The organism is Klebsiella sp. KTE92, from assembly GCF_000398905.1.
GTDB lineage: Bacteria > Pseudomonadota > Gammaproteobacteria > Enterobacterales > Enterobacteriaceae > Klebsiella > Klebsiella variicola.
Map to the genome: position 1 here is coordinate 4,064,891 of NZ_KB976100.1, position 25,145 is coordinate 4,090,035.

At 55.5% G+C, this 25,145-nt stretch carries 23 protein-coding genes, 1 tRNA gene, 1 rRNA gene and 3 other annotated features; of the genes, 9 read left to right on the forward strand and 16 right to left on the reverse strand.

The features are described 5' to 3' along the window. Positions 1 to 585 (reverse strand) — a sequence feature (23S ribosomal RNA rRNA prediction is too short). A 58-nt stretch (positions 586 to 643) separates the two neighbouring features. Beyond that, positions 644 to 1,154 (reverse strand) — a sequence feature (23S ribosomal RNA rRNA prediction is too short). A 205-nt stretch (positions 1,155 to 1,359) separates the two neighbouring features. From A1WC_RS06525 to rluD, 5 genes are all read right to left on the reverse strand, one after another. Then, positions 1,360 to 1,435: transfer RNA gene (locus A1WC_RS06525), tRNA-Glu, on the reverse strand. 85 nt (positions 1,436 to 1,520) lie between these two features. Then, positions 1,521 to 3,060, reverse strand: a 16S ribosomal RNA gene (locus tag A1WC_RS06520). A 465-nt stretch (positions 3,061 to 3,525) separates the two neighbouring features. After that, entirely contained in the window at positions 3,526 to 6,099 is a 2,574-nt protein-coding gene (gene clpB, locus A1WC_RS06515; RefSeq protein WP_008806080.1) for an ATP-dependent chaperone ClpB, read from the reverse strand. 129 nt (positions 6,100 to 6,228) lie between these two features. After that, positions 6,229 to 6,960 (reverse strand): purine nucleoside phosphorylase YfiH, encoded by a 732-nt coding sequence (gene yfiH / locus A1WC_RS06510; RefSeq protein ID WP_008806081.1) that lies wholly within the window; start codon positions 6,958 to 6,960, stop codon positions 6,229 to 6,231. Next, positions 6,957 to 7,937: a 23S rRNA pseudouridine(1911/1915/1917) synthase RluD gene (gene rluD / locus A1WC_RS06505; protein ID WP_012967426.1), complete on the reverse strand. Its 981-nt coding sequence runs from the start codon at positions 7,935 to 7,937 to the stop codon at positions 6,957 to 6,959. Before rluD ends, yfiH begins: the two co-directional genes overlap by 4 nt. Before the next feature lie 131 nt (positions 7,938 to 8,068). Here rluD and bamD point away from each other — a divergent pair, with 131 nt between their 5' ends. The 4 genes from bamD (at position 8,069) to pheA (ending at position 10,828) form a co-directional block, all read left to right on the forward strand. Further along, positions 8,069 to 8,806 carry an outer membrane protein assembly factor BamD gene (gene bamD / locus A1WC_RS06500; protein WP_004145664.1) on the forward strand — a complete coding sequence of 246 codons (738 nt, stop codon included), beginning with the start codon at positions 8,069 to 8,071 and terminating at the stop codon, positions 8,804 to 8,806. Between the two features lie 271 nt (positions 8,807 to 9,077). Further along, positions 9,078 to 9,413 (forward strand): ribosome-associated translation inhibitor RaiA, encoded by a 336-nt coding sequence (raiA, locus tag A1WC_RS06495; RefSeq protein ID WP_002914111.1) that lies wholly within the window; start codon positions 9,078 to 9,080, stop codon positions 9,411 to 9,413. Between the two features lie 105 nt (positions 9,414 to 9,518). Then, positions 9,519 to 9,643: a sequence feature (Phe leader region), on the forward strand. Further along, positions 9,520 to 9,567 carry a pheA operon leader peptide PheL gene (gene pheL, locus A1WC_RS27615; protein ID WP_100632159.1) on the forward strand — a complete coding sequence of 16 codons (48 nt, stop codon included), beginning with the start codon at positions 9,520 to 9,522 and terminating at the stop codon, positions 9,565 to 9,567. It overlaps the preceding feature by 48 nt. Before the next feature lie 24 nt (positions 9,644 to 9,667). After that, on the forward strand, positions 9,668 to 10,828 hold the full coding sequence (gene pheA / locus A1WC_RS06490) for a bifunctional chorismate mutase/prephenate dehydratase (RefSeq protein ID WP_012540845.1): 1,161 nt from the start codon (positions 9,668 to 9,670) through the stop codon (positions 10,826 to 10,828). On the opposite strand, the gene A1WC_RS06485 is transcribed toward pheA, so the two are convergent. From A1WC_RS06485 to aroF, 3 genes are all read right to left on the reverse strand, one after another. Then, positions 10,825 to 11,697 carry an SMP-30/gluconolactonase/LRE family protein gene (locus tag A1WC_RS06485; protein ID WP_012540844.1) on the reverse strand — a complete coding sequence of 291 codons (873 nt, stop codon included), beginning with the start codon at positions 11,695 to 11,697 and terminating at the stop codon, positions 10,825 to 10,827. The genes pheA and A1WC_RS06485 overlap by 4 nt on opposite strands. Before the next feature lie 62 nt (positions 11,698 to 11,759). After that, positions 11,760 to 12,881, reverse strand: a complete 1,122-nt coding sequence (gene tyrA, locus A1WC_RS06480; protein ID WP_008806085.1) for a bifunctional chorismate mutase/prephenate dehydrogenase — start codon at positions 12,879 to 12,881, stop codon at positions 11,760 to 11,762. A gap of 9 nt (positions 12,882 to 12,890) precedes the next feature. Next, on the reverse strand, positions 12,891 to 13,961 hold the full coding sequence (gene aroF, locus A1WC_RS06475) for a 3-deoxy-7-phosphoheptulonate synthase AroF (protein ID WP_008806086.1): 1,071 nt from the start codon (positions 13,959 to 13,961) through the stop codon (positions 12,891 to 12,893). Between the two features lie 342 nt (positions 13,962 to 14,303). Between aroF and A1WC_RS06470 the strand changes: the two genes are divergently transcribed. From A1WC_RS06470 to A1WC_RS06460, 3 genes are read left to right on the forward strand one after another with little or no spacing between them, the layout of a single operon-like run. Continuing rightward, positions 14,304 to 14,813, forward strand: a complete 510-nt coding sequence (locus A1WC_RS06470; protein WP_012540842.1) for a YfiR family protein — start codon at positions 14,304 to 14,306, stop codon at positions 14,811 to 14,813. Further along, complete coding sequence (gene dgcN, locus A1WC_RS06465) at positions 14,806 to 16,029, forward strand: diguanylate cyclase DgcN (RefSeq protein WP_008806088.1); 1,224 nt, start codon at positions 14,806 to 14,808, stop codon at positions 16,027 to 16,029. Before A1WC_RS06470 ends, dgcN begins: the two co-directional genes overlap by 8 nt. A 13-nt stretch (positions 16,030 to 16,042) precedes the next feature. Next, positions 16,043 to 16,525: an OmpA family protein gene (locus A1WC_RS06460; RefSeq protein WP_008806089.1), complete on the forward strand. Its 483-nt coding sequence runs from the start codon at positions 16,043 to 16,045 to the stop codon at positions 16,523 to 16,525. A gap of 8 nt (positions 16,526 to 16,533) precedes the next feature. On the opposite strand, the gene A1WC_RS06455 is transcribed toward A1WC_RS06460, so the two are convergent. From A1WC_RS06455 to ffh, 7 genes are all read right to left on the reverse strand, one after another. Then, on the reverse strand, positions 16,534 to 17,901 hold the full coding sequence (locus tag A1WC_RS06455; RefSeq protein WP_012540841.1) for a PepSY-associated TM helix domain-containing protein: 1,368 nt from the start codon (positions 17,899 to 17,901) through the stop codon (positions 16,534 to 16,536). Positions 17,902 to 17,957: 56 nt separating this feature from the next. Beyond that, positions 17,958 to 18,416: a DUF2946 domain-containing protein gene (locus tag A1WC_RS06450; RefSeq protein ID WP_016161653.1), complete on the reverse strand. Its 459-nt coding sequence runs from the start codon at positions 18,414 to 18,416 to the stop codon at positions 17,958 to 17,960. A gap of 118 nt (positions 18,417 to 18,534) precedes the next feature. Next, on the reverse strand, positions 18,535 to 18,882 hold the full coding sequence (rplS, locus tag A1WC_RS06445; protein ID WP_002914145.1) for a 50S ribosomal protein L19: 348 nt from the start codon (positions 18,880 to 18,882) through the stop codon (positions 18,535 to 18,537). A gap of 39 nt (positions 18,883 to 18,921) precedes the next feature. Beyond that, entirely contained in the window at positions 18,922 to 19,689 is a 768-nt protein-coding gene (trmD, locus tag A1WC_RS06440) for a tRNA (guanosine(37)-N1)-methyltransferase TrmD (protein ID WP_008806092.1), read from the reverse strand. 31 nt (positions 19,690 to 19,720) lie between these two features. Further along, positions 19,721 to 20,269: a ribosome maturation factor RimM gene (gene rimM, locus A1WC_RS06435; RefSeq protein ID WP_008806093.1), complete on the reverse strand. Its 549-nt coding sequence runs from the start codon at positions 20,267 to 20,269 to the stop codon at positions 19,721 to 19,723. An 18-nt stretch (positions 20,270 to 20,287) separates the two neighbouring features. Further along, complete coding sequence (rpsP, locus tag A1WC_RS06430; protein ID WP_012540839.1) at positions 20,288 to 20,536, reverse strand: 30S ribosomal protein S16; 249 nt, start codon at positions 20,534 to 20,536, stop codon at positions 20,288 to 20,290. Positions 20,537 to 20,774: 238 nt separating this feature from the next. Continuing rightward, positions 20,775 to 22,139, reverse strand: coding sequence for a signal recognition particle protein (gene ffh, locus A1WC_RS06425; protein ID WP_002914152.1), 1,365 nt, complete (start codon positions 22,137 to 22,139; stop codon positions 20,775 to 20,777). Between the two features lie 163 nt (positions 22,140 to 22,302). On the opposite strand from ffh, the gene A1WC_RS06420 reads away from it, so the two are divergent. After that, the gene (locus A1WC_RS06420; RefSeq protein ID WP_002914153.1) at positions 22,303 to 23,094 is read left to right on the forward strand and encodes a cytochrome C assembly family protein; all 792 of its coding nucleotides are present in this window, start codon (positions 22,303 to 22,305) and stop codon (positions 23,092 to 23,094) included. Between the two features lie 19 nt (positions 23,095 to 23,113). Next, complete coding sequence (locus A1WC_RS06415; protein ID WP_012540838.1) at positions 23,114 to 24,400, forward strand: HlyC/CorC family transporter; 1,287 nt, start codon at positions 23,114 to 23,116, stop codon at positions 24,398 to 24,400. Positions 24,401 to 24,520: 120 nt separating this feature from the next. On the opposite strand, the gene grpE is transcribed toward A1WC_RS06415, so the two are convergent. Next, a complete protein-coding gene (grpE, locus tag A1WC_RS06410) occupies positions 24,521 to 25,111 on the reverse strand; it encodes a nucleotide exchange factor GrpE (RefSeq protein ID WP_008806096.1) in 591 nt (196 codons plus the stop codon). Between the last annotated feature and the right edge of the window lie 34 nt (positions 25,112 to 25,145).

Consider the following 25,145-nt stretch of genomic DNA (forward strand, 5'->3'; position numbering starts at 1 on the left):
TCGCTGCCGCAGCTTCGGTGCATGGTTTAGCCCCGTTACATCTTCCGCGCAGGCCGACTCGACCAGTGAGCTATTACGCTTTCTTTAAATGATGGCTGCTTCTAAGCCAACATCCTGGCTGTCTGTGCCTTCCCACATCGTTTCCCACTTAACCATGACTTTGGGACCTTAGCTGGCGGTCTGGGTTGTTTCCCTCTTCACGACGGACGTTAGCACCCGCCGTGTGTCTCCCGTGATAACATTCTTCGGTATTCGTAGTTTGCATCGGGTTGGTAAGTCGGGATGACCCCCTAGCCGAAACAGTGCTCTACCCCCGGAGATGAGTTCACGAGGCGCTACCTAAATAGCTTTCGGGGAGAACCAGCTATCTCCCGGTTTGATTGGCCTTTCCCCCCCAGCCACAAGTCATCCGCTAATTTTTCAACATTAGTCGGTTCGGTCCTCCAGTTAGTGTTACCCAACCTTCAACCTGCCCATGGCTAGATCACCGGGTTTCGGGTCTATACCCTGCAACTTAACGCCCAGTTAAGACTCGGTTTCCCTGCGGCTCCCCTATACGGTTAACCTTGCTACAGAATATAAGTCGCTGACCCATTATACAAAAGGTACGCAGTCACACCATAAAGGTGCTCCCACTGCTTGTACGTACACGGTTTCAGGTTCTTTTTCACTCCCCTCGCCGGGGTTCTTTTCGCCTTTCCCTCACGGTACTGGTTCACTATCGGTCAGTCAGGAGTATTTAGCCTTGGAGGATGGTCCCCCCATATTCAGACAGGATACCACGTGTCCCGCCCTACTCTTCGAGTTCACAACCTGTGCATTTTGGTGTACGGGACTATCACCCTGTACCGTCGGACTTTCCAGACCGTTCCACTAACACACAAGCTGATTCAGACTCTGGGCTGCTCCCCGTTCGCTCGCCGCTACTGGGGGAATCTCGGTTGATTTCTTTTCCTCGGGGTACTTAGATGTTTCAGTTCCCCCGGTTCGCCTCGTTAACCTATGTATTCAGTTAACGATAGTGTGACGAATTGCACTGGGTTTCCCCATTCGGACATCGCCGGCTATAACGGTTCATATCACCTTACCGACGCTTTTCGCAGATTAGCACGTCCTTCATCGCCTCTGACTGCCAGGGCATCCACCGTGTACGCTTAGTCGCTTAACCTCACAACCCGAAGATGTTTCGTAAAACATTTTCGTGTCGCGAAAATTTGAGAGACTCGAACACACCATTAAAGATGTGTCGTTTCAATTTTCAGCTTGATCCAGATTTTTAAAGAGCAAATATCTCAAACATCACCCGAAGATGAGTTTTGAGATATATCGGCACGCGTCTTTCACTCACGAACCAGCAAGTGGCGTCCCCTAGGGGATTCGAACCCCTGTTACCGCCGTGAAAGGGCGGTGTCCTGGGCCTCTAGACGAAGGGGACACTGAAGTCTCAATCGCAAGACGCCTTGCTTCTTTACTTTCATCAGACAATCTGTGTGAGCACTACAAAGGCAGGTTCTTTAAGGTAAGGAGGTGATCCAACCGCAGGTTCCCCTACGGTTACCTTGTTACGACTTCACCCCAGTCATGAATCACAAAGTGGTAAGCGCCCTCCCGAAGGTTAAGCTACCTACTTCTTTTGCAACCCACTCCCATGGTGTGACGGGCGGTGTGTACAAGGCCCGGGAACGTATTCACCGTAGCATTCTGATCTACGATTACTAGCGATTCCGACTTCATGGAGTCGAGTTGCAGACTCCAATCCGGACTACGACATACTTTATGAGGTCCGCTTGCTCTCGCGAGGTCGCTTCTCTTTGTATATGCCATTGTAGCACGTGTGTAGCCCTGGTCGTAAGGGCCATGATGACTTGACGTCATCCCCACCTTCCTCCAGTTTATCACTGGCAGTCTCCTTTGAGTTCCCGGCCGGACCGCTGGCAACAAAGGATAAGGGTTGCGCTCGTTGCGGGACTTAACCCAACATTTCACAACACGAGCTGACGACAGCCATGCAGCACCTGTCTCACAGTTCCCGAAGGCACCAATCCATCTCTGGAAAGTTCTGTGGATGTCAAGACCAGGTAAGGTTCTTCGCGTTGCATCGAATTAAACCACATGCTCCACCGCTTGTGCGGGCCCCCGTCAATTCATTTGAGTTTTAACCTTGCGGCCGTACTCCCCAGGCGGTCGATTTAACGCGTTAGCTCCGGAAGCCACGCCTCAAGGGCACAACCTCCAAATCGACATCGTTTACAGCGTGGACTACCAGGGTATCTAATCCTGTTTGCTCCCCACGCTTTCGCACCTGAGCGTCAGTCTTTGTCCAGGGGGCCGCCTTCGCCACCGGTATTCCTCCAGATCTCTACGCATTTCACCGCTACACCTGGAATTCTACCCCCCTCTACAAGACTCTAGCCTGCCAGTTTCGAATGCAGTTCCCAGGTTGAGCCCGGGGATTTCACATCCGACTTGACAGACCGCCTGCGTGCGCTTTACGCCCAGTAATTCCGATTAACGCTTGCACCCTCCGTATTACCGCGGCTGCTGGCACGGAGTTAGCCGGTGCTTCTTCTGCGGGTAACGTCAATCGACAAGGTTATTAACCTTATCGCCTTCCTCCCCGCTGAAAGTGCTTTACAACCCGAAGGCCTTCTTCACACACGCGGCATGGCTGCATCAGGCTTGCGCCCATTGTGCAATATTCCCCACTGCTGCCTCCCGTAGGAGTCTGGACCGTGTCTCAGTTCCAGTGTGGCTGGTCATCCTCTCAGACCAGCTAGGGATCGTCGCCTAGGTGAGCCGTTACCCCACCTACCAGCTAATCCCATCTGGGCACATCTGATGGCATGAGGCCCGAAGGTCCCCCACTTTGGTCTTGCGACGTTATGCGGTATTAGCTACCGTTTCCAGTAGTTATCCCCCTCCATCAGGCAGTTTCCCAGACATTACTCACCCGTCCGCCGCTCGTCACCCGAGAGCAAGCTCTCTGTGCTACCGCTCGACTTGCATGTGTTAGGCCTGCCGCCAGCGTTCAATCTGAGCCATGATCAAACTCTTCAATTTAAGTTTGATGCTCGTGAATTAAACTTCGTAATGAATTACGTATGTTCACTCAGAGACTTGGTATTCATTTTTCGTCCGAGGACGTTAAGAATCCATGTCACTTTGAGTGCCCACACAGATTGTCTGATAAATTGTTAAAGAGCAGTTGCGACGCGCTTTAGCGCTCTGTCGCGAGGTCCCGTATAATACGTTTTCCTCATTCAGAGTCAAGCGCTTATTTTGCTTTTCTCTGTCGGCTTTCAACGTCGATTTCCGTCGTTGAATCCTCCTGACCCGGCGGTTTGTTTGCCGTTGTTCCGTGTCAGTGGAGGCGCATTATAGGGAGTAATTCTGAAGTGACAAGGATAAATTCAAAAAAAGAATTCAACCGCTCACTTTTCAACCAAACCAGGTGTTGAGCTTTAATTCTTGCCTGGTTTTTAAACAAAAACGAGCCCGTTGGGCCCGTTTTTGTCGTTTTGTGATTTACTGCACTGCCACAATACGGTCGTCTTTCACCACCAGCTCGACAGCTTTCCCCGGAACCAGCTCACCGGAAAGGATCTGCTGGGCTAACGGGTTCTCAATCTGCTGCTGAATAGCGCGTTTCAGTGGCCGCGCGCCGTATACCGGATCGTAACCGTTGGCGCTCAGCAACTTCAGCGCCTCATCGGACATCCGCACTTCATACCCACGCTCTTCCAGGCGTTTATACAAACGCTGCAGCTGGATCTGGGCAATAGAAGCAATGTGTTTCTCACCCAGAGGATGGAAGACCACCACTTCGTCGATACGGTTAATAAACTCCGGACGGAAGTTCTGGCTTACCACTCCCAGTACCAGATCCTTCATATGACCGTAGTCCAGTTCGCCAAACCGTTCCTGAATCAGATCGGAACCGAGGTTCGAGGTCATGATGACCACCGTATTACGGAAGTCGACCGTTCTCCCCTGCCCGTCGGTCAGACGCCCGTCGTCGAGTACCTGCAGCAGAATGTTGAACACATCCGGGTGCGCTTTTTCCACTTCATCCAGCAGAATGACGGAATAAGGACGACGACGCACCGCCTCGGTCAGGTAACCGCCCTCTTCATAGCCGACGTATCCCGGAGGCGCACCGACCAGACGCGAGACGGAGTGTTTCTCCATAAACTCGGACATATCGATACGCACCATCGCGTCGTCGCTGTCGAACATAAAGTTAGCCAGCGTTTTACACAGCTCGGTTTTACCGACCCCGGTTGGACCGAGGAACAGGAACGAACCAATCGGCCGGTTCGGATCGGATAGCCCAGCGCGGCTACGGCGAATGGCGTTCGATACCGCTTCAACCGCCTCATCCTGGCCAATCACCCGATGATGCAGCTCCTGCTCCATACGCAGCAGTTTGTCGCGCTCGCTTTCCATCATCCGGGAGACAGGGATACCGGTCCAGCGGGCCAGCACTTCGGCGATCTCAGCATCCGTCACTTTATTACGCAGCAGACGCATGGTTTTCCCTTCGGACTGAGTGGCAGCCGCCAGCTGTTTCTCCAGTTCCGGAATTTTGCCGTACTGCAGCTCGGACATCCGCGCCAGATCGCCGACGCGACGCGCCTGTTCGATAGCGATTTTCGCCTGTTCCAGCTCGGCTTTAATAGTCTGGGTGCCGGAGAGAGAGGCTTTTTCCGCTTTCCACTCTTCTTCCAGTACCGAGTACTGACGCTCTTTATCCGCCAGCTCCTCGTTGAGCATATCGAGACGTTTCAGGCTCGCTTCATCAGACTCTTTCTTCAGCGCCTGCTGTTCCAGTTTCAGCTGGATAATACGTCTATCGAGACGGTCCAGCTCTTCCGGCTTGGAGTCGATCTGCATACGAATGCTGGACGCCGCCTCATCGATAAGGTCGATGGCTTTATCCGGCAGCTGACGGTCGGCAATATAGCGATGCGACAAGGTCGCCGCCGCGACAATCGCCGGGTCAGTGATCTGCACGTGGTGGTGCAGCTCGTAACGTTCTTTCAGGCCACGCAGAATAGCGATGGTATCTTCTACCGTCGGCTCGGCGACGAACACTTTCTGGAAGCGACGTTCCAGCGCGGCGTCTTTTTCGATGTACTGACGGTATTCATCAAGCGTTGTCGCCCCGACGCAGTGCAGTTCACCACGCGCCAGCGCCGGCTTCAGCATGTTACCCGCATCCATCGCGCCGTCGGCTTTACCAGCGCCCACCATGGTATGCAGTTCGTCGATAAACAGAATGACGTTGCCTTCCTGTTTTGACAGGTCAGTCAGCACGCCTTTCAGACGCTCTTCAAACTCACCGCGGTATTTCGCCCCGGCCACCAGCGCCCCCATATCCAGCGCCAATACCCGACGGCCTTTCAACCCTTCTGGTACTTCGCCGTTGACGATACGCTGCGCCAGTCCTTCGACGATTGCCGTTTTACCCACCCCGGGTTCACCAATCAGTACCGGGTTGTTTTTGGTACGACGCTGCAGTACCTGGATGGTACGGCGAATCTCTTCATCACGGCCGATCACCGGATCCAGCTTGCCCTGCTCGGCTCGCTCGGTCAGATCGACGGTAAATTTCTTCAATGCCTGACGTTGGTCTTCGGCACCCTGATCGTTCACGCTTTCACCTCCGCGCATTTGTTCAATCGCCTGAGTCACGTTGGCGGTTGTTGCTCCGGCGGATTTTAAAAGGTCGGTCAGCGTACCGCGCGATTCAAGCGCCGCCAGAACGAACAGTTCCGACGAAATAAAGTTGTCCTTTTTCTTTTGCGCCAGCTTGTCGCAAAGGTTCAGGATCCGCACTAAATCCTGAGAAGGTTGTACATCGCCGCCGGTGCCTTCCACCTGCGGTAAACGGCTCAAGGCCTGCTCGATGTCAGTGCGTAGTTTCCCGGCATTGACGCCCGCCGAGGTTAATAAAGGACGTACCGATCCCCCTTCCTGATTCAGTAAGGCGCTCATTAAATGAAGAGGTTCGATGAATTGGTTGTCGTGCCCGAGTGCGAGTGACTGGGCATCGGCAAGAGCAAGCTGGAATTTATTGGTAAGACGATCCAGACGCATAACTCCTCCCATAAACAGGTCAAATTTGCTACTGGAGATTAAATGAGGTCATCCCTCAATTATTCAAGGTTAAAGACCTGAACTATGCGAAAAATAAGTTTGCCTTCTGGATCGTCTTGATTCTCTAGGTTATATCAGCCAAATGAAACTTGCCATACGACCGGTGGTCTTGTCGCGCCGGTAAGAGAAAAAATCATCCTTTTCGCTTAGCGTGCAGCGATCGCCGCCGAAAATCTGCTCAACGCCGACGTTTGCCAGACGCTGCCGAGCCAGTTGATAGATATCAGCAAAATATTTCTCGCCTGCCGGACGAAAAGCCCGGTGCGCGTTCTCGTCTTTCGCCATAAAGGCATCCCGGACTTCCGGCCCCACCTCAAATGCCTGCGGACCAATGGCAGGGCCCAGCCACGCCATCATGTTTTCGGCTTTATCGGCGAAACGGGCAACCGTCTCTTCCAGAACCCCTTCGCATAAGCCGCGCCATCCCGCATGCGCCGCGGCGACTTCGGTGCCGTCGCGGTTACAGAACAGGACCGGCAGGCAGTCGGCGGTCATCACCGCACAGACGGTGCCTGGCGTACGACTATAAGAAGCATCTGCGCGTTTCGATGGATAGGGTCCGCCGTCCAGCGTCAGAACATCGGTGCCATGAACCTGCTCCAGCCAAACCGGGTAAGACGGCAAGCCACCGGCAGCAAACATCCGCCGCCGGTTTTCTTCAACATGCTGCAGATTGTCTCCGCAATGGGCGCCCAGGTTGAGCGAGTCATAGGGCGGCAGACTCACGCCGCCAATGCGGGTCGAACTACAGGCCGCCACGCTGCGGGGCATCGGCCACTGCGGTACAATCAGTTTAGTCATAACCAGTCAATATCGTCCTTATGGGCTTCAAAATCGGCACGCATCGCCTCGATGAGCTCGACCATATCCTGTGGGATGGGCGCATGCCACTCCATTTCAATGCCGGTGATCGGGTGATACAGACGCAACATGGTGGCGTGCAGCGCCTGACGGTCGAATTTACGCAGCGCGGTGATGAACTCCTCCGACGCGCCCTTCGGCGGACGCGGCCGGCCGCCATATACCTGGTCACCCACCAGCGGATGGGTGATATGCGACATATGCACACGGATCTGGTGCGTACGACCGGTTTCCAGGCGCAGGCGCAGGCGGGTATGGATGCGGAAATGTTCCATAATGCGGTAGTGGGTCACCGCCGGTTTGCCCATCGGATGCACCGCCATATGGGTACGTTTCGTCGGGTGACGACTGATCGGCTCTTCCACTGTGCCACCGGAAGTCATATGACCGATGGCCACCGCTTCATACTCGCGAGTGATCTCGCGCAGCTGCAACGACTCCACCAGCCGGGTTTGTGCCGGAATGGTTTTCGCCACCACCATCAGACCGGTGGTGTCCTTATCCAGACGGTGCACGATCCCCGCGCGCGGCACATCGGCGATCGGCGGATAGTAGTGCAGCAGCGCATTCAGCACAGTACCGTCAGGGTTGCCCGCGCCAGGATGCACAACCAGATCGCGCGGTTTGTTAATCACGAGGATGTCATCATCTTCGTAAACGATATTGAGCGGAATATCCTGCGGCTGGAAGCGCGCCTCTTCTTCGATTTCGACATCGATAGCGATGTGCTCTCCCCCCAGCACTTTTTCTTTCGGCTTATCGCCAATGCTGCCATTGACTAATACGCGTTGGTCCAGGATCCATTCTTTTATCCGCGATCGCGAATAATCAGGGAACAATTCGGCCAAAGCCTGATCTAAGCGTTGACCGAGTTGATTTTCGGTCACCGTTGCGGTGAGTTGTACTCGTTGTGCCATATACAGCTTCTTCGTTTAACGTTGGGTTTTACGGCTTTGCCGTTTAATATAGTGTGCTATTGTAGCTGGTCTTAATCGGGAGCAGGAACAGAGATTCTCCCGCATAAACATTTTGAGGAAGTCAAAACGTCATGACGCGCATGAAATACCTGGTGGCAGCCGCCACACTGAGCCTGGCTTTGGTGGGTTGCTCCGGCTCTAAGGAAGAGGTGCCTGATAATCCGCCGAATGAAATCTACGCGACCGCCCAGCAAAAACTGCAGGACGGTAACTGGAAACAGGCGATAACGCAACTGGAAGCGTTGGATAACCGTTATCCATTCGGCCCTTATTCCCAACAGGTACAGCTGGATCTGATTTATGCGTATTACAAAAACGCCGATCTGCCGCTGGCTCAGGCGGCCATCGATCGCTTCATGCGTTTGAACCCCACCCACCCGAATATCGATTACGTCATCTATATGCGCGGCCTGACCAACATGGCCCTGGATGACAGCGCCCTGCAGGGCTTCTTTGGTGTCGATCGCTCTGACCGCGATCCACAGCACGCGCGCGATGCCTTCAATGACTTCTCCAAACTGGTGCGTGGTTACCCGAACAGCCAGTACGCCACTGACGCCTATAAACGTATGGTGTTCCTGAAAGATCGCCTGGCCAAATATGAGCTGTCGGTCGTGGATTACTACACCGACCGTGGCGCATGGGTTGCCGTCGTGAACCGCGTGGAAGGTATGATGCGTAACTATCCGGATACCCAGGCCACCCGCGATGCCCTGCCGAAGATGGAAAACGCCTATCGTCAGATGCAAATGAACGCCCAGGCGGACAAAGTCGCGAAGATAATCGCCGCGAACAGCAAGAACACCTGAGTCTGATTCATGGATCGCAAACGGCAGCCAGTGGCTGCCGTTTTTTTATACTTTATCCCGTCAAGCTGAAGCGGTTTAGCGCCGGGTTAACTCATCAAATATGGCCTGCTTTACCGGGTTCGACAAGTAAAATCTCACTTCTTCCTGCCCTGTCTCACAAAATGAATTCGTTGACAAAAAGTGACAATAAAATGTGATTTAGATCACGCTTTTTGACATTGGGAAAGGTATGCTGGATTCACCAAGACGGGAAAGACAAGAGGTAAAATTTATGACAATGAACATTACCAGTAAACAAATGGAAATTACTCCGGCAATCCGCCAGCATGTCGCAGACCGTCTCGCCAAACTGGATAAGTGGCAAACTCATTTAATCAACCCGCACATCATTCTGTCTAAGGAGCCGCAGGGTTTTATCGCTGATGCAACCATCAATACGCCAAACGGTCATCTGGTTGCCAGTGCGCGTCATGAAGATATGTACGCCGCCATTAACGAATTGATCAACAAGCTGGAACGGCAGCTGAATAAAGTGCAACACAAAGGGGAAGCCCGCCGCGCCGCAACATCGGTGAAAGAGGCAGGCTTTGTGGAAGAAGAAGAGTAATCCTTAACTTAAGTTGTGTCATGCCACGCGCCTTCGGGCGCGTTTTTTATTGACAGAGTGAAAACAGTACAGGTACTGTAATCCCCACTACCTCAAGGAATTTACCATGAAACGTGTCCCGTTCTTCTTCGCATTCTTTTTTACCTTCCCCTGACCGGGAGGCAATTCGTCGTATAAGAAAGAATGCGAAGACGAACAATAAGGCCTCCCACCCGGGAGGCCTTTTTTATTTGATAACAACAAAGGCAACATCTATGACCGAGGAAAACCCATTACTGGCGCTGCGCGATAAGATAAGCGCACTGGACGAGAAACTGCTTGCTCTGCTGGCGGAGCGCCGCGGGCTGGCTGTTGAGGTTGGTAAAGCCAAACTGGCCTCTCACCGTCCAGTGCGTGATATTGACCGCGAACGCGATCTGCTGGAGCGTCTGATGACCATCGGCAAGCGCCATAATCTGGATGCGCACTACATCACCCGCCTGTTCCAGCTGATCATCGAAGACTCCGTCCTGACCCAACAAACCCTGCTGCAGCAGCATCTGAATAAAATTAATCCGCATTCGGCCCGCGTGGCCTTCCTTGGCCCTAAAGGCTCTTATTCGCATCTGGCGGCGCGTCAGTACGCCGCTCGCCATTTTGAGCAGTTTATTGAGAGCGGCTGCGCGAAGTTCGCCGATATTTTTAATCAGGTAGAGACCGGCCAGGCCGATTACGCCGTGGTGCCGATTGAAAACACCAGCTCTGGCGGGATCAACGACGTCTACGATCTGCTGCAGCACACCAGCCTGTCGATCGTTGGCGAGCTGACGATCCCTATCGATCATTGCGTGCTGGTTAGCACCTCGACGGATGCCGATAAAATTCAGACCGTCTACAGCCATCCGCAGCCGTTCCAGCAGTGCAGCCAGTATCTGAGCCGCTACCCGCACTGGAAGATTGAATATACCGAGAGCACCTCGGCGGCAATGGAAAAAGTGGCGCAGGCGAACTCCCCGGCCGTTGCGGCACTGGGCAGCGAAGCGGGTGGCGCCCTGTATAGCCTGCAGGTGCTGGAGCACTGCCAGGCCAACCAGACGCAGAACATCACGCGCTTCCTCGTCCTGGCGCGCAAAGCGGTGAACGTCTCCGATCAGGTTCCGGCCAAGACCACGCTGTTAATGGCGACCGGTCAGCAGGCGGGCGCCCTGGTGGAAGCCCTGCTGGTGCTGCGCAACCACAATCTGATCATGACCAAACTGGAATCTCGCCCGATCCACGGCAATCCCTGGGAAGAGATGTTTTATCTCGATATTCAGGCCAACCTGGACTCGCTGCCCATGCGCAAGGCATTAAAGGAGCTGGCGGAAATCACCCGCTCCATGAAGGTCCTCGGTTGCTACCCCAGCGAAAACGTGGTGCCAGTGGATCCGGTTTAACGTTCGCGGAACGGTAATTTCTTCATCCCTGCCACCGCAACCGGCAGGGTGAAGATGGCGCCTGACAGCGGGTACTTCGCCAGCTCATCGTCCTCCATGTTTTCCCGGGTTGTGGTGATATAGAGCGTTTTCATATCCGCCCCACCGAAGCAGACCATTGTCGGACAACGAACCGGCATCGGGTAAGTCTCCAGCTCCTCGCCCTGCGGCGAGAAACGAGCAATCCGCCAGCCGTCAAACATCGCGCTCCAGTAACAGCCCTCCACATCGATCGCCGCCCCGTCAGGGATGCCTTCGCCCGGCTGGAAACGGCGAAACACCTCGCGTCGTCCAGGCTCACCCTGTTCATCCAGCGGCGTACGGTAGATCACGGCGTTCGGCGTATCAGAGGTATACATCCAGCGCTGGTCGGCGCTAAACGCCAGACCGTTGGCGCCATGGATATCACACTGGATCACTTTCGGCTTCAGGTCATTATCGACTCGCATCAGCAGCGCGCCGTTGTAATCCCCCGGCCCCCAGAAGGTGCCGGCATAAAAACGCCCCTCGCGATCGGTCCCACCATCGTTAAACCGCGCCAGCTCCGGATTGCTCGGATTATCACAGACTTTCCGCCGCAGCAGGCCGTGGGCGTCGGTCAGCCAGATGCCACTGCGTAATGCAACGATAAATCCGCCCTTCTCACGCAGGGAGAAACAGCCGACCTCCTCCGGAAACTGCAGCACCTGGTGTTCGCCGCTGCGGGTATCGTAGCGGTGGATTTCACACTCCATGATATCGGCCCAGTAGAGGGCCTGTTCAGCCTCGCTCCAGGTCGGGCATTCCGGCAGGTATCCGGTGTAGTCAAACAGCGGTTGTGGTTCAGCCATCGTTGTCATCCCTATAAAAAAAGCCAGCGGTCGCTGGCTTTATTGTATACATCTTTTTCGCTTTACTGCCGATTATCGTTCGCCTGACGCAGCAGCGTGCGGCTCTCGCTCTGGAAACGCTGAGCGTAATCGCCAAACCAATGTTCGACTTTACGGAAGCTGTCGATAAACGCCTGCTTATCGCCCTGCTCCAGCAGGCCAATCGCTTCGCCGAAACGCTGGTAATAGCGCTTAATCAGCGCCAGGTTATTTTCCGATGACATAATAATGTCGGCGTACAGCTGCGGATCCTGGGCAAACAGGCGCCCCACCATCGCCAGCTCCAGCCGGTAAATAGGTGACGAAAGCGCCAGCAGTTGCTCAAGACGCACATTCTCTTCTGCCAGGTGCAGGCCATAGGCGAAGGTGGCAAAGTGGCGCAGCGCCTGAATAAACGCCATGTTCTGATCGTGCTCAACGGCGCTGATGCGGTGCAGCCGCGCGCCCCAAACCTGAATTTGTTCGAGGAACCACTGATAGGCCTCCGGCTGGCGGCCATCACAATAGACCACCACCTGCTTCGCCAGGCTGCCGCTGTCCGGACCGAACATCGGGTGCAGGCCAAGAACCGGGCCCTGATGCGCTGCCAGCATCGCCTGCAGCGGCTCCGCTTTCACCGAGGCAAGGTCTACCAGAATGCAATCCGCCGGCAGCGGCGGCAGCCTGCCGATCGTCTCCACGGTGGTGTGAATCGGTACGCTGACGATGACCATGCCGGCATCGGCGACGATATCCGCCGCCCGGGCCCAATCGTCTTTTTCCAGAATACGCACCTGGTAGCCGGACAGCGTTAACATCTTCTCAAACAGACGCCCCATCTGCCCGCCGCCGCCGACGATGACCACCGGCCGCAGATTCGGGTGCAGGGTTTTGAAGCCTTTGTCGTTTTCGCTGGAATAGGATTCCCGCATCACGCGACGCAGAACATCCTCGATCAGATCCGGCGGTACGCCGAGCGCAGCCGCCTCTTCACGCCGGGAGGCGAGCATCGCCGCCTCGCGCTCCGGGACGTAAATCGGCAGACCATACTGGCTCTTCACCTCGCCGACTTCGGCCACCAGTTCCAGACGCTTAGCCAGCAGGCTAAGCAACGCTTTATCCACTTCATCAATTTGATCGCGTAACGCGGTCAGTTCAGCAACCATACTTTCCTCTTACACCAAACGGGCCGCCAGATGGCCGCGGAGATCCTTATCCAGTTCACGCAGCAGCGCATCGGTGGTTTCCCAGCTGATGCAGGCATCCGTCACCGAAACGCCGTATTTCATCGTCTCACGCGGCTGTTCAGAGGACTGATTGCCTTCGTGGATATTACTCTCGATCATCAGGCCGATAATGGAGCGGTTGCCATCTTTGATCTGTGCGACAACGGATTCAGCCACGGCTGGCTGGCGGCGGAAATCTTTATTGGAGTTCCCATGACTGCAATCTACCATCAGCGACGGTTTCAGTCCCGCCTGCGCCATCTCTTTTTCGCATTTCGCCACATCTTCCGGACCGTAGTTCGGCGCCTTACCGCCGCGCAGGATCACATGGCCGTTCGGATTACCCTGCGTTTGCAGCAGGCAGACCTGCCCGGCCTGGTTGATGCCGACGAAACGATGCGGCATCGCCGCGGCGCGCATGGCGTTGATGGCCGTCGCCAGACTACCGTCGGTACCGTTTTTAAAGCCGACCGGCATCGACAGGCCAGAGGCCATTTCGCGGTGCGTTTGTGATTCCGTGGTACGTGCGCCGATAGCAGACCAGCTGAACAGATCGCCAAGGTATTGCGGGCTGTTCGGATCCAGCGCTTCCGTCGCCAGCGGCAGTCCCATATTGACGAGCTCGACCAGCAGACGACGCGCAATCTTCAGGCCGCCTTCAACATCAAACGAACCATCCATGTGCGGATCGTTAATCAGCCCCTTCCAGCCGACAGTGGTACGGGGTTTTTCAAAGTAGACGCGCATCACCAGGTAGAGGCTATCGCTGACCTCTGCGGCAAGAGCTTTAAATCGACGAGCATATTCAATCGCGGCTTCCGGATCGTGGATCGAGCAAGGGCCGCAAACCACCAGCAGGCGCGGATCGCGGCCGGCGATAATATCGGAGATAGTCTCACGGGCATGCGCAATCTGCGCTTCCTGTTCAACGCTTAGCGGGAATTCCGCCTTCAGTTGCTCCGGGGTCATTAACACATGTTCGTCGGTAATATGTACGTTATTCAGCGCGTCTTTTTGCATGATTGCGATCCTGTGTAGCTCGTTTGCGATAAAGGGTGCCTCAGCGGGCATGGCGTAACGATACCACACAAAGTAAAGAATTCAATCCATATTCCGTAAATTTTAATTTACACCAGCAAATTAATTGCCACTTAATTCGACAAAATATGTACTAAAATGTTTACACAACCAAAATTCACAGCAAACTTGCGCGCTATCGCGATCGCGATTACGAAAAATCCTGGTGAGATTTGTCCCAAAGCAAAGGGCGCATGTAATGACGGGTTTTGTTAACAGTGGTATTCTGCGCCGGGCATCGGCAGCGGCTTTTCCCGCGCTATGGCGAATTTGACGGAAGCGTTAATGACAGTATTACACCGTCTTTTATTGACTGTATTTTTTCTCATCGCGGTATCTCCTGTTTTTGCTGCCGGACCTTCAGAACATGTTCGCGCTATTGTTTCCGGGATCGTGACCTACACCCGTTGGCCGGCATTAACAGGGGCGCCGAAGCTGTGCATTTTTGCCTCATCACGCTTCACCCATAGCCTGGCTCATGAAGATCCGGATGCCTTGCCCTATCAACCGGTGATAGTACGTAATAGTGAAGAAGCGTTAAAAACAACCTGCGATGGTTTTTATTTTGGCAGCGAATCGCCGACCCAACAGTCGGAATTAACTCGCCGCTATGGCCCGAAGCCGCTTTTACTCATCGCAGAACAAAATACGGATTGCTCCATTGGTAGCGCGTTTTGCCTGATCATCAACGACGACAGGGTCCGCTTCTCCGTTAATCTGGACGTTCTGACGCACAGCGGGGTCCGGGTTAACCCGGACGTCCTGATGCTTGCCCGGAAAAAACCACATGAATAAGGACTTTTCACAGACCGCGCGCCCGACATTTAAACGCGCGCTTCGTCGAATTAGCGTGATAAGCGTGGTGATCTCCATGACGCTGGTCTGGCTGCTGCTAAGCACAGCCTCAATCTTCACGCTCAAGCAGTACGCGCAGAAAAATCTAGAGCTCACTGCCGCGACCATGGGTCGCAGCCTCGAAGCCGCCCTGGTGTTTGGCGATAGCGCGGCGGCGGAGGAGACCCTTGCTTCGCTGGGGAAGCAAGGGCAGATTTCCCAGGCGATTGTGCTCAACGGCCAGAAGCAGCACTTCGCCGCATGGCGCCATGAACCGCTGGCCAACAAAGAACAAGTGAGCGGCCTTATCAGTCAATGGCTGTTTCCGGAGCCCACGGTGCAGCCCATCTGGCACCAGGGCAAACAAATCGGCGAGCTGCGACTGACCGCGCTTGATGAACTGATCAGCCACTTTCTCGGTATCTCGATTCTGGTACTGACCGGCAGCATTCTGCTCGCCTCGTTCATTGCCCTGCTGCTGACCCACTCCCTGCACCGGGGGATCGTCACCGCCCTGCAGAGCATCACCGAGGTTGTGCACGATATTCGTGAAAACCGTCATTTCTCACGTCGGGTGCCCGAGGAGCGTATTGAGGAATTCCATCTTTTCGCCCAGGACTTTAACAGCCTGCTGGGGGAGATGGAGGACTGGCAGCGCCAGCTGCAGGCCAAGAATGCCCAGCTGTTGCGTAGCTCGCTACATGACCCGCTGACCGGCCTGGCTAACCGCGCCGCCTTTCGCAACGCGCTCGCCGAACTGATGAAGAACGAGGTGGATCACCAGACCTCGGCATTACTGTTTCTTGACGGCGATAACTTCAAGCTGATCAATGACAACTGGGGGCACGCGGCAGGCGATAAAGTGCTGACGGAGGTCGCCAGCCGCCTGATGGCCTTCGCCGGAAAACGCCATCTGGCATGGCGTCTCGGCGGCGATGAGTTTGCCGTTCTGCTGCGTGAGGTGCGCTCGGAAGCCGAAGTGCAGGCTCTGTGCCAGGCGCTGTCGGAACAATTTCTTCCGCCATTCAACCTGCACAATGGCCATAGCGCCACGCTCTCGCTGAGCGTCGGTTATGCCCTGGCGTGGGAGCACGCCACCGCGGAATCACTGCAAGAACTTGCCGATCAGAATATGTATCGCATGAAAAACCAACGTATCCAGCAGACGCTGAAATAATAAAGGACTCATTATGCTCAGAAAATATTTCGTCCCCGCCCTGATGGCGGCGGCGCTTTTGACAGGTTGCCAGGCTCCTCAGGGAAAATTTACCCCCGAGCAGGTGGCGGCGATGAAATCTTACGGCTTCACTGAAAGCAATGGCGATTGGTCCCTGGGCTTATCCGATAGCATCCTGTTTGATAAGAATGACTACCGACTACGTCCCGACAGCCGCCAGCAGATCACCACGATGGCCTCGCGGCTGGCGGCGACCGGGATCACCCATAGCCGCCTTGAAGGCCACACCGATAATTACGGTGAGGATAGCTATAACGAAGCCCTGTCGCTTAAGCGCGCCAATAGCGTAGCCGATGCCTGGGCGGAAGGCGCCCATGTCCCGCGCAGTCATTTAGTCACCCGCGGCCTTGGCAAGAAATACCCGATCGCCAGCAACGACACGGCGGCCGGGCGCGCTGAAAACCGCCGGGTCACGGTGGTCATCAGCACGCCGTAAGCCTTCGCTTAATCGCTGGACTTCGCCATCCTCATTGCCGTTGCCGCGCGCCAGCGCAGGTAGTCAACGGCAATGAACAGCACCAGACTTGCCCCCATCAATGGCATGGCCAGACCCAGGGCTAACGCTATCCCCAGTACCAGCCCACGGGCAGGCCAGGCGAGCGACAGCCATGCCTGCAGCAGCGAATGCGCCGGATCCCAGACCGCCTGAGGCGGACGGCGGATCCACCACAGCCGGTAGCCCACGCCGATGGTGACGCACAGCGCGCAGCCGAACCCTACCAGCAGCAACTGATTCACCAGACCAAAGAGGACCCCCATGTGGAAATCGACGCCCCAGCGGGTGAGCTTCGCCATCAGCGGGAAGTCGGCGAACCGGGTGCGATCCACCACCTGCATCGTGGCGCCATCGATCGCCACCGCGTCCACCTGCGTCGGCCAGCGGCGGTCGATCTCATTTACCGTCCAGGCACGTTCCTTCGAAACCGGCGGACGGATCTCCAGCCGCCTGGCGTTCAGCCCCGCCTGACGGGCCACCGCCAGCACCAGGTCAAACTGCGCTGGCTGCAGCACTGACTGATGCTGCATGGCCATCCCGTCCATATGATGCCCGGCGTGGGGATCGTGCGCCATCGGCGCCTCACCGTGCAGCAGGGTATTCACCTGCGGCGTCCACCAGCCGAAAGCCGCCCGCATTTTATCCACATTACCGCCAGCCCATTGCGACCAGGTCAGGCCGGTGGCGGAGAAGAGCAGCATGCCCAGCAGTAAGCCCCAGCCCAGCGTCACGTGCAACCGACGATGATTCTGCAGGACGTTATTGATCCGCCGTTTTGGACGTGTCATCGCCCACAGGGCAATGCCACCCAGTGCGGCAACCCACATCCATGAGGCAGCCAGTTCGCTGTATAACCGCCCGCTGTCGCCCAGCAGCAGCGAACGATGCGCATAATCAATCCACTGGCGCAGCGGCAGGATGCCGCTGGTACCGTAGACCGTCATATCGCCCTTCACCCGCAGCGAGATCGGATCGACGAAAATGGCCCGGGATTCTGACTCGCCCAGGCTCGGGTCAACAAACATAATCCGGGTGGTCTCCCCCATCGCGGGGGCCGGCCGCACCGCCAGTAGCCGAAGATTACCCTGGGTCGCTTCTTCCGCCACTGCAATCTGGGCGCTGAGCGGCTGCGGGGTCCCGTCGGCAAGGCCATGCAGCGCGTCGTGATAGAGCCAGTTTTCCAGCTGCGGCGTCGCCACGTACAGCGTGCCGGTCAGGGCAGCGACAAAGATAAACGGTCCGATAAACAGTCCGATGTAGAAATGGAGGCGACGCAGCAGGTTTAACCATGCCGCGCGCGAGGTGCAGGTTGTCATACTCTTCCTTTTTTAAAGCAAAAGAGGTTATTGCGCCGTGCGCAGATTGATTTTTATTAAAGGGAAAAAGCAGACAGCCGCGGCGGGGCGCGGGTTTCAGGGTAGAGCCAGGGGAAGTAGTGCCAGTGTTTTAATACCGGGCGAGAAGCCGGCAGGCGAATACGCCGCAGCAGCATGGCGACGAACAGCGCCAGCGCGAAAAGCAGCCCCGGGACATGGGCTAACAGCACGCAATAGCCACACGCTTCGGCATGGTCCAGCGGCAGTTCGTGTCCGGTATGCGTGGCGCCGTCTGTGCTATGCATCATCGCCATCTCGTGGTCGGGCATTTGCGCCATGCTCGCGGACGAGCTGTCCATCATCATGGCGTGATGCATGCCGGGCATCGCGCTCATGGGGTCTTTTTGCAGGGAGATGGAGATCAGGGGGGCCACGACGATCAACAGGATCGCCAACAGTGCCAGCCAGGCGGCTCGCCGTTTAGGTGTCGTTTGCAGGAAACTGTTGCTGACCACCGCCCCTCCGAATAGAGGGCGTATTGTAAATGATTTACATCACAATGGTTACAACAAAGATAAAAAAAGGGCCAGCCATCTGGCCAGCCCTTCTGTCAGGATGTCGCGAAAGCGAATCTTAGTTAAGACGCTCTTTGATACGAGCAGACTTACCAGTACGCTCACGCAGGTAGTACAGTTTAGCTTTACGTACAGCACCACGACGTTTAACAGCAATGCTGTCAACTACCGGAGAGTGAGTCTGGAAGACACGCTCAACGCCTTCGCCGTTGGAAATTTTGCGAACAGTGAATGCAGAGTGCAGACCGCGGTTACGAATAGCGATAACCACGCCCTCGAATGCCTGCAGACGTTTTTTGGAACCTTCAACAACCCATACTTTCACTTCCACGGTATCACCCGGACGGAAGGAAGGTACGTCCTGCTTCATCTGTTCTTGTTCAAGTTGCTTAATAATGTTGCTCATAATTTAATCTCTTATCCTGGGTAAACTGATATTGGGGGCTCACGCCTGCCCATCATGTTTATGCTGCTGTTGCGCGTGTTCGCTTTTGAACTGCGCCAGCAACTTTGCTTGCTCTTCAGTCAGAGCCAGGTTTTCCAGAAGTTCAGGTCTTCTAAGCCAGGTGCGGCCCAGCGACTGCTTCAGACGCCAGCGACGTATCTCAGCATGGTTTCCCGACAGCAATACTGGCGGTACTTCCATCTCTTCTAACACTTCAGGACGGGTATAGTGCGGGCAATCCAGCAACCCATCAGCAAAGGAATCTTCCGTTGCCGAAGCTTCATGGCCCAGTACTCCCGGAATGAACCGGGAAACGGAGTCAATCAGCGTCATTGCCGGTAACTCACCACCGCTGAGAACGTAATCGCCGATTGACCATTCTTCGTCAATTTCGGTTTGGATTACGCGCTCGTCTATCCCTTCGTAGCGACCGCACACCAGAATCAGTTTCTGATTCGTTGCCAGTTCGCTGACGCCCGCTTGATCAAGCTTGCGTCCCTGAGGTGACAGATAAATCACCTTCGCGCCTTCACCTGCCGCGGCTTTTGCTGCATGAATAGCATCCCGTAAAGGTTGCACCATCATTAGCATCCCCGGTCCGCCGCCGTAAGGACGATCGTCCACGGTACGGTGCCGGTCATGAGCGAAGTCGCGAGGACTCCAGCTTTCGATGCTCAGCAGGCCATTTTTTACTGCCCGGCCAGTTACCCCGTAATCGGTAATTGCGCGGAACATTTCAGGAAACAGGCTAATTATGCCAATCCACATAGCGCCGTCTTTTACCGTTTATCCGGAGAATTTAAAAACCAGGATCCCAATCTACTTCGATAGTACGCGTAGTGAGATCGACTTTCTTGATAACCTGCCCATCGAGGAACGGAACCAACCGCTCCTTGATGCCAAATGCATCTTTCAGGTTTGCCTTGATGACGAGTACGTCATTAGACCCGGTTTCCATCATATCAATGACTTTACCGAGGCTATAGCCTTCCGTTGTCACTACCTGGCAGCCCATCAGGTCTTTCCAGTAGTAGTCACCCTCTTCCAGCTCCGGCAACTGCGATGAATCCACGATAATTTCGCAATTAGTCAGTAGATTCGCGGCATCACGATCGTCAACGCCTTTCAGCTTGATGATGATGTCCTGATTGTGGTGGCGCCAGCCTTCCAGCTCAACAACCTGCCACTGACCCGCCTTCTGGATTAACCAGGGCTGATAGTCAAAAATGCTTTCGGCGTCTTCGGTGGAGGAAAACACTCTGAGCCAACCACGGATACCGTAGGAAGAACCCATTTTCCCCAATACGATCGGATCAACAGGTGCTTGTGCGGTGTGTTGCTTGCTCATCATGACCACCGTGACAGATTAAGCTGCTTTGTTAGCGGCTTTGATCAGCGCGGCAACGCGATCGGAAACAGTAGCGCCCAGGCCAACCCAGTGAGCGATACGATCCAGATCCAGGCGAGTTTCTTCTTCCGCGCCGCTAGCGATCGGGTTGAAGAAACCAACGCGCTCGATGAAGCGACCGTTGCGTGCATTACGGCTGTCGGTGACAACAACCTGGTAGAACGGACGCTTTTTAGCGCCGTGACGTGCTAAACGAATAGTTACCATAACATCCTCTTGTGTGAATAAAACAACCGGGCCCCATCGAGGAACGGAGCCCGGTGTCATATTAAAAGCCCGAAAATTTTACTGATTTCTGTGCAAAAATCAATTCAAAACTATATACGCTAAATAATTCGAGTTGCAGGAAGGCGGCAAGTGAGTAAATCCCCGGGAGCGTACACAAGTACGTGACCGGGGTGAACGAACGCAGCCAACGCATCTGCGGCTTGAATTATGACGCGTATTAGCGGCCCGGGAAGCCTGGCGGCATCATCCCTTTCATCCCGCGCATCATCTTCATCATGCCGCCTTTCGACTTCATCTTCTTCATCATGCGCTGCATGTCGTCGAACTGCTTGAGCAGACGGTTCACATCCTGCACCTGCATCCCGCAGCCGGCGGCGATACGGCGCTTACGTGAGCCTTTGATGATTTCCGGCTTGGCGCGCTCTTTCAGGGTCATCGAGTTGATGATGGCTTCCATACGCACCAGCACTTTGTCGTCCATCTGCGCTTTTACGTTGTCCGGGATCTGGCCCATACCCGGCAGCTTGCCCATCAGGCTGGCCATGCCGCCCATGTTTTTCATCTGACGCAGCTGCTCAAGGAAGTCGGTGAGATCGAAACCGTCGCCTTTCTTCAGTTTGGAGGCCAGCTTCTCGGCCTGCGCGCGGTCAACTTTGCTCTCGATATCTTCGATCAGCGACAGCACGTCGCCCATGCCGAGGATGCGGGAAGCGACGCGGTCCGGATGGAACGGCTCCAGCGCTTCGGTTTTCTCGCCGACGCCGAGGAATTTAATCGGTTTGCCGGTAATATGGCGAATCGACAGCGCCGCGCCGCCGCGGGCGTCGCCGTCCACTTTGGTCAGCACCACGCCGGTCAGCGGCAGCGCTTCGTTAAAGGCCTTCGCGGTATTCGCCGCATCCTGACCGGTCATCGCATCGACGACGAACAGGGTTTCAACCGGGTTAATGGCGGCGTGGACGTGCTTGATTTCGTCCATCATCGCTTCGTCAACGTGCAGACGACCGGCGGTATCCACCAGCAGCACGTCGTAGAATTTGAGTTTCGCTTCTTTCAGCGCCGCGTTGACGATATCCACCGGCTTCTGCCCGACGTCAGACGGGAAGAAATCGACGCCGACCTGCTCGGCCAGGGTTTCCAGCTGTTTAATCGCCGCCGGGCGGTAAACGTCCGCGGAAACGACCAGCACTTTCTTCTTGTGCTTCTCGCGCAGGAATTTCCCCAGCTTACCGACGCTGGTGGTTTTACCGGCACCCTGCAGGCCCGCCATCAGCACCACGGCCGGCGGCTGCGCGGCCAGGTCGAGCGTCTGGTTCTCTTCGCCCATCGCCGCCACCAGCTCGTTGCGGACGATTTTGACGAACTCCTGACCCGGGGTCAGGCTTTTATTGACTTCATGGCCGACCGCGCTCTCTTTCACGCGGCTGATGAAATCACGAACCACCGGAAGCGCAACGTCCGCTTCCAGCAGCGCCATGCGCACTTCGCGCAGGGTGTCTTTAATATTGTCTTCTGTAAGGCGTCCGCGGCCGCTAATGTTGCGCAGCGTACGCGACAAACGATCGGTTAAATTATCAAACATTGTCTCTCGCCTGAGGTGGAAACGGTCGGTCGCCGCAGCGACACACAAAACGAATGTGGCGGAGTATAACACGACATCAATCTGAATGTGCTGCAACGGTTGGAGCAGAGGCCTGCTGACGTTATACTGCTTCTCTTTCTTATTTAGCCAACAGCCGACACCTATGCCTGTTTTTGCTCTACTCGCCCTTGTCGCCTACTCCGTCAGCCTCGCGCTGATTATCCCCGGCTTGCTGCAAAAAAACAGCAGCTGGCGGCGAATGGCGATTTTATCTGCGACTATCGCGTTGATCTGCCATGCTTTTGCGCTGGAAGCACGGATATTCCCCGGCGGCGAGAGCGGGCAAAACCTCAGCTTACTGAACGTCGGGTCGCTGGTCAGCCTGATGATCTGTACGGTGATGACTATTGTAGCCTCGCGCAATCGCGGTTGGCTGCTGCTGCCTATCGTCTATGCCTTCGCGCTGATCAATCTGGCCTTCGCCACTTTCGTGCCTAACGAATATATCACCCACCTTGAAACCACCCCGGGGATGCTGGTGCATATCGGCCTGTCGCTCTTCTCGTACGCCACGCTGATCATCGCCGCGCTGTATGCGCTGCAGCTGGCGTGGATCGACTACCAGTTAAAGAATAAAAAGCTGGCCTTCAGCAGCGAAATGCCGCCGCTGATGAGCATCGAGCGCAAAATGTTCCACATCACCCAGGTCGGCGTGGTGCTACTGACCCTGACGCTGTGCAGCGGCCTGTTTTATATGCACAATCTGTTCAGCAGCGAAAACATTGATAAAGCGGTGCTGTCGATTATTGCGTGGTTCGTCTATATCGTTCTGCTGTGGGGCCACTATCATGAAGGGTGGCGCGGACGTCGCGTGGTCTGGTTCAGCGTCGCTGGCGCCGGTCTGCTGACGCTGGCCTATTTTGGTAGCCGCGTGCTGCAGCAGTTCGTGAGCTAAGTCTTTTAAGGAATCCTACGTGGAACATATCTCCACCACCACGCTGATCATAACGCTGATCGTCATGGTGATTATCTCTGCCTATTTCTCCGGCTCCGAAACCGGCATGATGACGCTGAACCGCTATCGGCTGCGTCATATGGCGAAACAAGGCAACCGCCCCGCCAAGCGCGTGGAGAAGCTGCTGCGCAAGCCGGACCGCCTGATTAGCCTCGTGCTCATCGGCAATAACCTCGTCAACATTCTCGCCTCGGCGCTGGGCACCATCGTCGGCATGCGCCTGTACGGCGACGCCGGCGTCGCGATCGCCACTGGCGTGCTCACCTTTGTGGTACTGGTATTTGCCGAGGTGCTGCCGAAGACCATCGCCGCGCTCTATCCGGAAAAGGTCGCCTACCCCAGCAGCTTCCTGCTGGCGCCCCTGCAGGTGCTGATGATGCCGCTGGTGTGGCTGCTGAATACCATCACCCGCATGCTGATGCGCATGATGGGCATCCGCACCGATACCGTCATCAGCAGTGCTTTGAGCAAAGATGAACTGCGCACGATTGTGAATGAATCCCGTTCACAAATCTCCCGGCGCAACCAGGATATGCTGCTGTCGGTCCTGGATCTGGAAAAAGTCAGCGTTAACGACATCATGGTGCCGCGCAATGAGATTGTCGGCATCGACATCAATGATGACTGGAAATCTATCGTCCGCCAGTTGACCCACTCGCCGCATGGCCGCATCGTGCTCTACCGCGATTCACTGGACGATGCCATCAGCATGCTGCGCGTTCGCGAAGCCTACCGTCTGATGACGGAGAAGAAAGAGTTCACAAAAGAGATCATGCTGCGGGCGGCAGATGAGATCTACTTTGTTCCGGAAGGGACGCCGCTCAGCACCCAGCTGGTGAAATTTCAGCGCAATAAAAAGAAAGTCGGTCTGGTGGTCGATGAATACGGCGATATTCAGGGGCTGGTCACCGTCGAAGATATTCTTGAAGAGATTGTCGGCGACTTCACCACCTCCATGTCACCCACCCTGGCGGAGGAAGTGACCCCGCTTAACGACGGCACGGTGATTATCGACGGCAGCGCCAACGTTCGCGAAATCAACAAAGCGTTTAACTGGCACCTGCCGGAAGATGAAGCGCGCACCGTCAACGGTATCATCCTCGAAGCGCTGGAAGAGATCCCGGTCCCGGGCACCCGCGTGCGCATTGAGCAGTACGATATAGATATCCTCGACGTGCAGGACAACATGATCAAACAGGTGAAAGTGATGCCGGTGAAATCATTACGCGAGAGCGTCGCGGAGTAGCGCGAGCGAAGGAATTAACATCACGGTGGGCTGCGGCCCGCCGTTTTTTTATCTCGCGCCGGGAGCGGTGGCATAAAAAAACGGCCGCCCGCGGGCAGCCGTTGAGCAATGCAGCAGACGTTATTTCGCTTTCGCTACCGTCACCATCGCGGCGCGAATAGTACGGCCGTTCAGGGTATAACCTTTCTGCATCACGGCCAGCACGTTGCCCGCCGCCACGTCTTCAGATTCGACCATCGCAATGGCCTGGTGGACGTTCGGATCCAGCGGAACGTTGGTGTCGGCGATCACTTCCACGCCGAACTTACGCACCACGTCCAGCATGGATTTCAGGGTCAGTTCGATCCCTTCCACCATCGGCGCCAGGTCCGGGTTAGCCTTGTCGGCCACTTCCAGCGCGCGGTCCAGGCTGTCGATCACCGGCAGCAGTTCATTGACGAATTTTTCCAGCGCGAATTTGTGCGCTTTCTCGATATCCTGCTCGGTACGGCGACGCAGGTTATCTTCGTCGGCTTTGGCACGCAGCATCACTTCACGTTCACGTTTCTGCGCTTCAGCCAGCTGGGCTTCCAGATTCGCAATTTTTTCATCGCGCGGATCCACCTGCTCAGCCGAAACTTCAGGCTCTACTGCCTCAACGTCGTCGTGCTGCTCCGTGATAATTTCTTCCGGGGCTTGCCCCTCAGGCGTTTTCTGTTCTTTACTACTCATGAATTTCTCCGCGTTTTTTTCGCATTCATCTCGC

Bases quoted from the DNA above. Each gene is read 5' to 3' on its own strand.
- ffh (WP_002914152.1), bottom strand. From the start codon at position 22,139: ATGTTTGATAATTTAACCGATCGTTTGTCGCGTACGCTGCGCAACATT.
- rimM (WP_008806093.1), bottom strand. From the start codon at position 20,269: ATGAGCAAGCAACACACCGCACAAGCACCTGTTGATCCGATCGTATTG.
- rplS (WP_002914145.1), bottom strand. From the start codon at position 18,882: ATGAGCAACATTATTAAGCAACTTGAACAAGAACAGATGAAGCAGGAC.
- pheA (WP_012540845.1), top strand. From the start codon at position 9,668: ATGACCGAGGAAAACCCATTACTGGCGCTGCGCGATAAGATAAGCGCA.
- bamD (WP_004145664.1), top strand. From the start codon at position 8,069: ATGACGCGCATGAAATACCTGGTGGCAGCCGCCACACTGAGCCTGGCT.
- dgcN (WP_008806088.1), top strand. From the start codon at position 14,806: ATGAATAAGGACTTTTCACAGACCGCGCGCCCGACATTTAAACGCGCG.
- raiA (WP_002914111.1), top strand. From the start codon at position 9,078: ATGACAATGAACATTACCAGTAAACAAATGGAAATTACTCCGGCAATC.
- trmD (WP_008806092.1), bottom strand. From the start codon at position 19,689: ATGTGGATTGGCATAATTAGCCTGTTTCCTGAAATGTTCCGCGCAATT.
- clpB (WP_008806080.1), bottom strand. From the start codon at position 6,099: ATGCGTCTGGATCGTCTTACCAATAAATTCCAGCTTGCTCTTGCCGAT.
- A1WC_RS06470 (WP_012540842.1), top strand. From the start codon at position 14,304: ATGACAGTATTACACCGTCTTTTATTGACTGTATTTTTTCTCATCGCG.
- rluD (WP_012967426.1), bottom strand. From the start codon at position 7,937: ATGGCACAACGAGTACAACTCACCGCAACGGTGACCGAAAATCAACTC.
- A1WC_RS06485 (WP_012540844.1), bottom strand. From the start codon at position 11,697: ATGGCTGAACCACAACCGCTGTTTGACTACACCGGATACCTGCCGGAA.
- grpE (WP_008806096.1), bottom strand. From the start codon at position 25,111: ATGAGTAGTAAAGAACAGAAAACGCCTGAGGGGCAAGCCCCGGAAGAA.
- tyrA (WP_008806085.1), bottom strand. From the start codon at position 12,881: ATGGTTGCTGAACTGACCGCGTTACGCGATCAAATTGATGAAGTGGAT.
- aroF (WP_008806086.1), bottom strand. From the start codon at position 13,961: ATGCAAAAAGACGCGCTGAATAACGTACATATTACCGACGAACATGTG.
- A1WC_RS06460 (WP_008806089.1), top strand. From the start codon at position 16,043: ATGCTCAGAAAATATTTCGTCCCCGCCCTGATGGCGGCGGCGCTTTTG.
- rpsP (WP_012540839.1), bottom strand. From the start codon at position 20,536: ATGGTAACTATTCGTTTAGCACGTCACGGCGCTAAAAAGCGTCCGTTC.
- A1WC_RS06455 (WP_012540841.1), bottom strand. From the start codon at position 17,901: ATGACAACCTGCACCTCGCGCGCGGCATGGTTAAACCTGCTGCGTCGC.
- yfiH (WP_008806081.1), bottom strand. From the start codon at position 6,960: ATGACTAAACTGATTGTACCGCAGTGGCCGATGCCCCGCAGCGTGGCG.
- A1WC_RS06420 (WP_002914153.1), top strand. From the start codon at position 22,303: ATGCCTGTTTTTGCTCTACTCGCCCTTGTCGCCTACTCCGTCAGCCTC.